We start from the raw sequence: 5,038 nt of genomic DNA on the forward strand, positions 1-5,038 counted from the left end.
GGTGAGCGGTGGACGCACCGTCGTCGTCCGACCGCAGATCGAACACCGGCGAACCGGTAATCGGGACGAGATCTGATGACTGGATGGATTCGACACCGGGCGGTCGTCCTGGCGACCGCCGCATTGACGACGGCGGGCGTCTTCGTCGGCGCGCACCTCTCCCTCAAGGAGTCGTCGCCGAAGAAGGATGAGACGATCGCGATCAGCCCCCCGACGATCACGTTGTGGTTCACGGAAGCGCCGCAGATGGCCGGCACGTCCGTCCGTCTCCTGCCGAAAGGGGGCGAACCCCTCGACCTGGAGCCGGCGACCGCCCAGGAGGACGACTCGAGCGTCGTCGTGCTGGATGTCAGCGAGACGCTCGCGGACGGCGACTACGAGGTCATGTGGCGAGCCATGTCGCAGGACGGCCACACGATCCGGGGCGACTTCGGCTTCACGGTGCAGACCGCCCGCTGATTCCGGCCCCGGCCCTACAGTTCGGCGAGCGCCTCGGCGTTGAAGCCGACCAGGAGCGTTGTCCCCGCCAGCACGATCGGCGCCCGGTACTTCCCCGTGCGCCCCTTCAGCGCGTCGAGCTCGGTCTCCTCGGGACTCAGGTCGCGCCGACTCCTCCCCCGGGCGATGACCACCCGCTCGGCGGTCGCCAGGAGCGCGCGCACGTCGTCATCCGTCAGCGGCGCCTTCGTCGCGGATCGTTCCTCCGCGATCGTCGCGCCGGTCTCTTCGAACACCGCACGGGTGCGTTTGCAGCTCGTTCAGCCGGGGCGCTGGTAGAAGAACGCAACCTCGGTCATCTCGATCTCCGGCGTTCGCAGTGGGGCGTCAGTTCGTGGCAGGGACGGCCAGGTATCGCTTCCTGAGCATGTCCCGGTGGTGAAGCTCGTGCCCGGCGATGATGTGGATGATCGCCCGCACCGTGCACTCAGCGCCGCTCGCGACGCCGCGGCGCGAGAGCGTCTCCTCGTCGAGCGATGCGAAGAAGGCCGCGTTCGCGGCGCGCAGCGCCCGGAACTCGCGCAGCAGCTCCGGGATGGGGCGGCCGGCCGCGTTGGAGGCCGCGGCCCATTCGTTCTGATCCATCCCCGGCAGCTCCGCCGAATCCGCGCGGGCGATGTGGAGCGCGCGGTAGGCGAAGAGCCGCTCGGCGTCGATCACGTGTCCCAGGACTTCGCGGCACGTCCACTTCCCGGGTTCGTAGGCGAAGTTCTCGCGCTCGGCCGGGAGGTCCCCGAGAAGCGCGTCCAGCGCGTCGGGCGCCTCGTCGAGGACGGCGATGAGCGGCCGGTCGTCCGGCACGCGGTCGATGTAGACGGCGTAGTAGTCGCCGTGCTCGTCCGATCCAGGTCGTTTCATGGCGGGCAAACTATCGACCTCGCCGTCCGCGCGACATCTTGTCCGCATGAGACACGGACGATGGCGACGGACCGGAACGGAAGCGGGCGAGCAGGGCGGACACCGCCGGACGGCGGGCTCCGCGTGGCGCACCTTCGGCGTGAGCGCCTGCGTGCTGGCCGGGACGGCGGGGACCGTGCTGGCGCAGGAAACCCCGGCGGAATGCGTGGCGCCGGGTTCCTCGCTCCGCCTCGACCACATCCCCGTCGCCGTCGGCGACCTCGAGGCCCTGTCGCAACGGCTCAGCGACGAGTTCGGCTTCCACGTCCGGGACGGGCGGCGCGACGCCAACGGACTGGAGACGGCGGAGATCGGGTTCGCCGACGGGACCCGGCTCGAACTCAGGACCGTCAGCGCCTCGGGTGACCCGGACGCTTCGGGCGCCACCGAGGTGCGGCGCTATGCGGAGCTGATCGTCGACGGCGGGGGTGGGGCCTACCTGGCTCTCGCCGGGACCGACGGGAACGGTCTGGACGAACTCCTCGCGGTTGCCCGGGGCGCCGAACCCGATCTCGAGGTCGTCGGTTCCGGGGCGGGACGAAGAGCGGCCTTCCCTCCGGACCACCCTCTGCACGGGGTGTTCTTCGTCGATCTCGATCCGGACGCACGAGAGCCGTCGACCGCGTCGGGCGCGCCCGCGCACCCCAACGGGGCCCGGGGTCTACAGGCCGTCTGGATCATGGCCGAAGACCCGGACCGCCTCACCCGGTTCCTGCTTGCCTTCGGGGCCCGCGACTGCGGCCCGTCCCGTCACCCGGAGCACCTGTACGGCCGCGCCGTCGGCATCCGCGGCGGGACCGTGTACGTGGTCGACGCGCGCCTGTGGATGGCCGACCCCGGCTCGGCGCCGGTCGTGTCGCTGACCGTCCGCGGCGCGCCCGAGTCCGTCTCCGACAACATCGTCCTCGGAAACGCCGGCGGACTCTGGATCGAACTGCGACCCTCCGAGGAGGACGGATGACGATCCACGCGCTCGACGCTCGCACTTCCATCGTCGACCTGCACTTCCAGGGCTTCGATCTCGCCATCGGCACCGGCGTCCTCGAGACCGGGGAGGGCGTCGCGCTCGTCGACCCCGGACCCACGACCTGTCTTCCCGCGCTGGAGGCCGGGCTTGGGGAAGCCGGGCTCGGCCTCGCCGACGTGCGCGCCGTCCTGCTCACACACATCCACCTCGATCACGCCACGGCCGCCGGGACGATCGTGCGCCGGGTCCCCGAAGCGCGGGTGTACGTTCACCCCGTGGGGGCGATCCACATGATCCGGCCCGAGCGTCTCCTCGCCTCCGCCGGCCGCATCTACGGCGATCTGATGGAGACGCTGTGGGGAGAGTTCCTCCCGGTGCCCGCGGAGTCCGTCACCGAGGTGGACGAGGGAGACACGGTGCAACTCGGCGACCGGACGCTCCGCGTCGCCTACACGCCGGGCCACGCGAAGCACCACGTCGTCTATTTCGAGGAGGACGGGGGGACGGCGTGGGTGGGCGATGTGGGCGGCATTCGCATCCCGCCGGGGGGCGTGATCCCGGTTACCCCGGTGCCCGACATCGACGTTGAAGCCTGGAACGAGAGCATGGAGCGCGTCATGGCGTGGGATCCCGACCGCATCGTCCCGACCCACTTCGGCGCGGTCGAGGATCCGGCCGCCCATTTCGCCGAACTCCGCGACCACCTCGCGCGCTGGGCCCGCACCGTGCGCGAGTCGCTGGGGAACGAGGACCCGGCGGAGCCGGACACGTCAGCCGACCCCGCCCGGGCCCGGGCCTTCGCGGCGTGGGTGGAGGAGGACCTGCGCGGGCGCATGCCGGCCGAGCCGGTGGACACCTACGTCAACGCGTTCGGCGCGCGCGACTCCTGGTGGGGCCTCGCCCGCTACTGGCGCAAGCGAGCCGCGGCTGCATGAAGCTGACGCCGCCCGTCGCGGGGTTCGGGAGCCTTCTCGTCCCGGGTCTCGGCCAACTCCTGCAGCGTCGAATCCGCGCAACCGGCGTCTCGCTGGCCAACGCCGCCTTGCTCGTGTATGCGATCACCCATTGGCTCGCGGACGGCGGGCCGCTCGACCTGATGTCCTCCATCGTCTGCGCCGCCGTCCACGTATTCCAGGCGCTCGAAGCCGCGGAGCACGCACGGCGGTAACCGGCCTTCCCGGGCCGCGTCAGCTCGCGGCGGGGCGCACCACGATCGTGATTTCCTCGTCGGCGAACAGGCCGCCATCGTCGGCGCGGCCGCGGAGGATGTAGGTGCCGGGCTGAAGAAAAGTCACCGTCACCGTCCAGCGGTCGTCCTCCGGCAGGTCCGGGGGGCGCCAGAGCGGCGACCACGGGGAATTCGCGCCCGTGCGGGTGTCCTCCCACACCTTCACCTGCGGCGGGTCGAACGTCACCTCCCCTTCGCCGCGATAGACGAACCACGACATGAAGAGGCCGTTCACCTTCTGCACCGTCACGCGCGAGGGAGGCCGGAGCTGGCGGCCGCTGAAGCTGGGGAAGGCGTTCGCGATCGAGTCGACGCGCGCGGAGTCCTCCGCGGTCTCCGGCGGATCGGGCGGCCCCTGCCGGAACGCCCGCAGCAGGCCGTCGTCCTCGACGATGACGCTCACCGTCACCGGCTGGCCGACGATCGCCTCGCGCGTCCGTTCCCCCTCAAGCGTGATGGTCGGCGGTGCGTTGGACCGCATCTCGGCGTTGCTGGAACCCGCGCCGAGCGCCCCGGTCTCGGACATGACCACCGTGTTGTCGACGATGTAGTCGGGCCGCAGCGACGCGTACGCGTGCTCGGTGACGCCGTGGCTCGTGAGCGTCCACACGAGTTCCCGGTCGCCCCAGTCGGCGGGGACGCGGACCTTGAACACGAAGCGGTTGCGGCGCGGGAGGAAGTGCGTCGGCTGCCCCCGGTCGGCGAGTCCCGGCGAGAACATGTTGTCCTCGCCCACGGGGACGTCGATCTCCTCGAGCCAGTTCCGGTTCAGATAGCCGAAGAGGAAGTTGAACGACCCGTCCTCGTTCCGTTCCCAGCCCTCGAAGGCCGGGGCCACGTTCTGACCCCGCGCATAGGTCTGGGCGTCCGCCGCGGCGGGGAACGCGGCGGCGGCGAGGATCAGCGCCAGAAGCGGCACGGCCGGCGCCCCGGGCCGCGCGAGCCGGGGCATGGAACCGGGTGCGGGCACGACGATCTTTACCGGCGCCCGCCGGGGTCGCGGCCGTCCCCGGATCCCGTCTGGCCGGCGCCGGAAGATTCGGCCTCGATGGCGGCATCGGGCTGCGCCCACTCGGCGTCCACGAAGTAGCTCATGTCCCCGTTCGCGGGGATGACCATGCACAGCGGGCAGCCGACGACATGGTCGTTGGGGCCGAGCGCGAGCCGGTGCCGGCGCATCGCCATCTCCTCCACGAACTGTTCATCCGACATCTCCACGCGCATGCCGAGGTCGATGAACATGTTCGCGACCGAGCGGTTCCCGGAGCCCTGCCAGTTGCGCGTGTCCGGCACGTTCCGGTTCGCCTCGGAGGTGTCCATGTAGCCGATGATGTGGAGGACCGTCCCCTTCGGGAGGAGCGGCTGGTGGTCCTGTGCGTAGGTGTAGCCGCGCACCCAGTTGTGGTCGTAGCCGACGCAGTTCAGCGTCTCGACGTTGAACCCCCAGA

The 5,038-nt window shown here is 70.8% G+C and carries 8 protein-coding genes; 4 read left to right on the forward strand and 4 right to left on the reverse strand.

Annotation, left to right across the window (positions count from 1 at the left end; all coding sequences use genetic code 11):
- The first annotated feature begins 75 nt into the window (after nucleotides 1-75).
- A complete protein-coding gene (locus OXN85_01990) occupies nucleotides 76-459 on the forward strand; it encodes a copper resistance protein CopC (protein MCY3598730.1) in 384 nt (127 codons plus the stop codon).
- Between the two features lie 14 nt (nucleotides 460-473).
- Here OXN85_01990 and OXN85_01995 read toward each other — a convergent pair whose 3' ends face one another.
- Nucleotides 474-734: a hypothetical protein gene (locus OXN85_01995; GenBank protein MCY3598731.1), complete on the reverse strand. Its 261-nt coding sequence runs from the start codon at nucleotides 732-734 to the stop codon at nucleotides 474-476.
- Nucleotides 735-825: 91 nt separating this feature from the next.
- On the reverse strand, nucleotides 826-1,356 hold the full coding sequence (locus OXN85_02000) for a DinB family protein (GenBank protein ID MCY3598732.1): 531 nt from the start codon (nucleotides 1,354-1,356) through the stop codon (nucleotides 826-828).
- A 46-nt stretch (nucleotides 1,357-1,402) separates the two neighbouring features.
- On the opposite strand from OXN85_02000, the gene OXN85_02005 reads away from it, so the two are divergent.
- The 3 genes from OXN85_02005 to OXN85_02015 are packed head-to-tail and all read left to right on the forward strand — an operon-like array spanning nucleotide 1,403 to nucleotide 3,530.
- Entirely contained in the window at nucleotides 1,403-2,356 is a 954-nt protein-coding gene (locus OXN85_02005; GenBank protein ID MCY3598733.1) for a VOC family protein, read from the forward strand.
- Nucleotides 2,353-3,297, forward strand: a complete 945-nt coding sequence (locus OXN85_02010; GenBank protein ID MCY3598734.1) for an MBL fold metallo-hydrolase — start codon at nucleotides 2,353-2,355, stop codon at nucleotides 3,295-3,297. The genes OXN85_02005 and OXN85_02010 overlap by 4 nt, the downstream gene beginning before the upstream one ends.
- Nucleotides 3,294-3,530, forward strand: a complete 237-nt coding sequence (locus OXN85_02015) for a hypothetical protein (GenBank protein ID MCY3598735.1) — start codon at nucleotides 3,294-3,296, stop codon at nucleotides 3,528-3,530. Before OXN85_02010 ends, OXN85_02015 begins: the two co-directional genes overlap by 4 nt.
- Before the next feature lie 19 nt (nucleotides 3,531-3,549).
- On the opposite strand, the gene OXN85_02020 is transcribed toward OXN85_02015, so the two are convergent.
- Together OXN85_02020 and OXN85_02025 are read right to left on the reverse strand one after the other, a co-directional pair.
- Entirely contained in the window at nucleotides 3,550-4,560 is a 1,011-nt protein-coding gene (locus OXN85_02020) for a hypothetical protein (protein ID MCY3598736.1), read from the reverse strand.
- An 8-nt stretch (nucleotides 4,561-4,568) separates the two neighbouring features.
- Nucleotides 4,569-5,038, reverse strand: a 470-nt coding sequence (locus tag OXN85_02025; protein MCY3598737.1) for a hypothetical protein, incomplete at its 5' end; no start/stop codon positions are given.

Origin of the sequence: Candidatus Palauibacter australiensis (assembly GCA_026705295.1) — a bacterium.
Classification (GTDB): Bacteria; Gemmatimonadota; Gemmatimonadetes; order Palauibacterales; family Palauibacteraceae; genus Palauibacter; species Palauibacter australiensis.

Bases quoted from the DNA above. Each gene is read 5' to 3' on its own strand.
- OXN85_01990 (MCY3598730.1), top strand. From the start codon at position 76: ATGACTGGATGGATTCGACACCGGGCGGTCGTCCTGGCGACCGCCGCA.
- OXN85_02000 (MCY3598732.1), bottom strand. From the start codon at position 1,356: ATGAAACGACCTGGATCGGACGAGCACGGCGACTACTACGCCGTCTAC.
- OXN85_02005 (MCY3598733.1), top strand. From the start codon at position 1,403: ATGAGACACGGACGATGGCGACGGACCGGAACGGAAGCGGGCGAGCAG.
- OXN85_02010 (MCY3598734.1), top strand. From the start codon at position 2,353: ATGACGATCCACGCGCTCGACGCTCGCACTTCCATCGTCGACCTGCAC.
- OXN85_02015 (MCY3598735.1), top strand. From the start codon at position 3,294: ATGAAGCTGACGCCGCCCGTCGCGGGGTTCGGGAGCCTTCTCGTCCCG.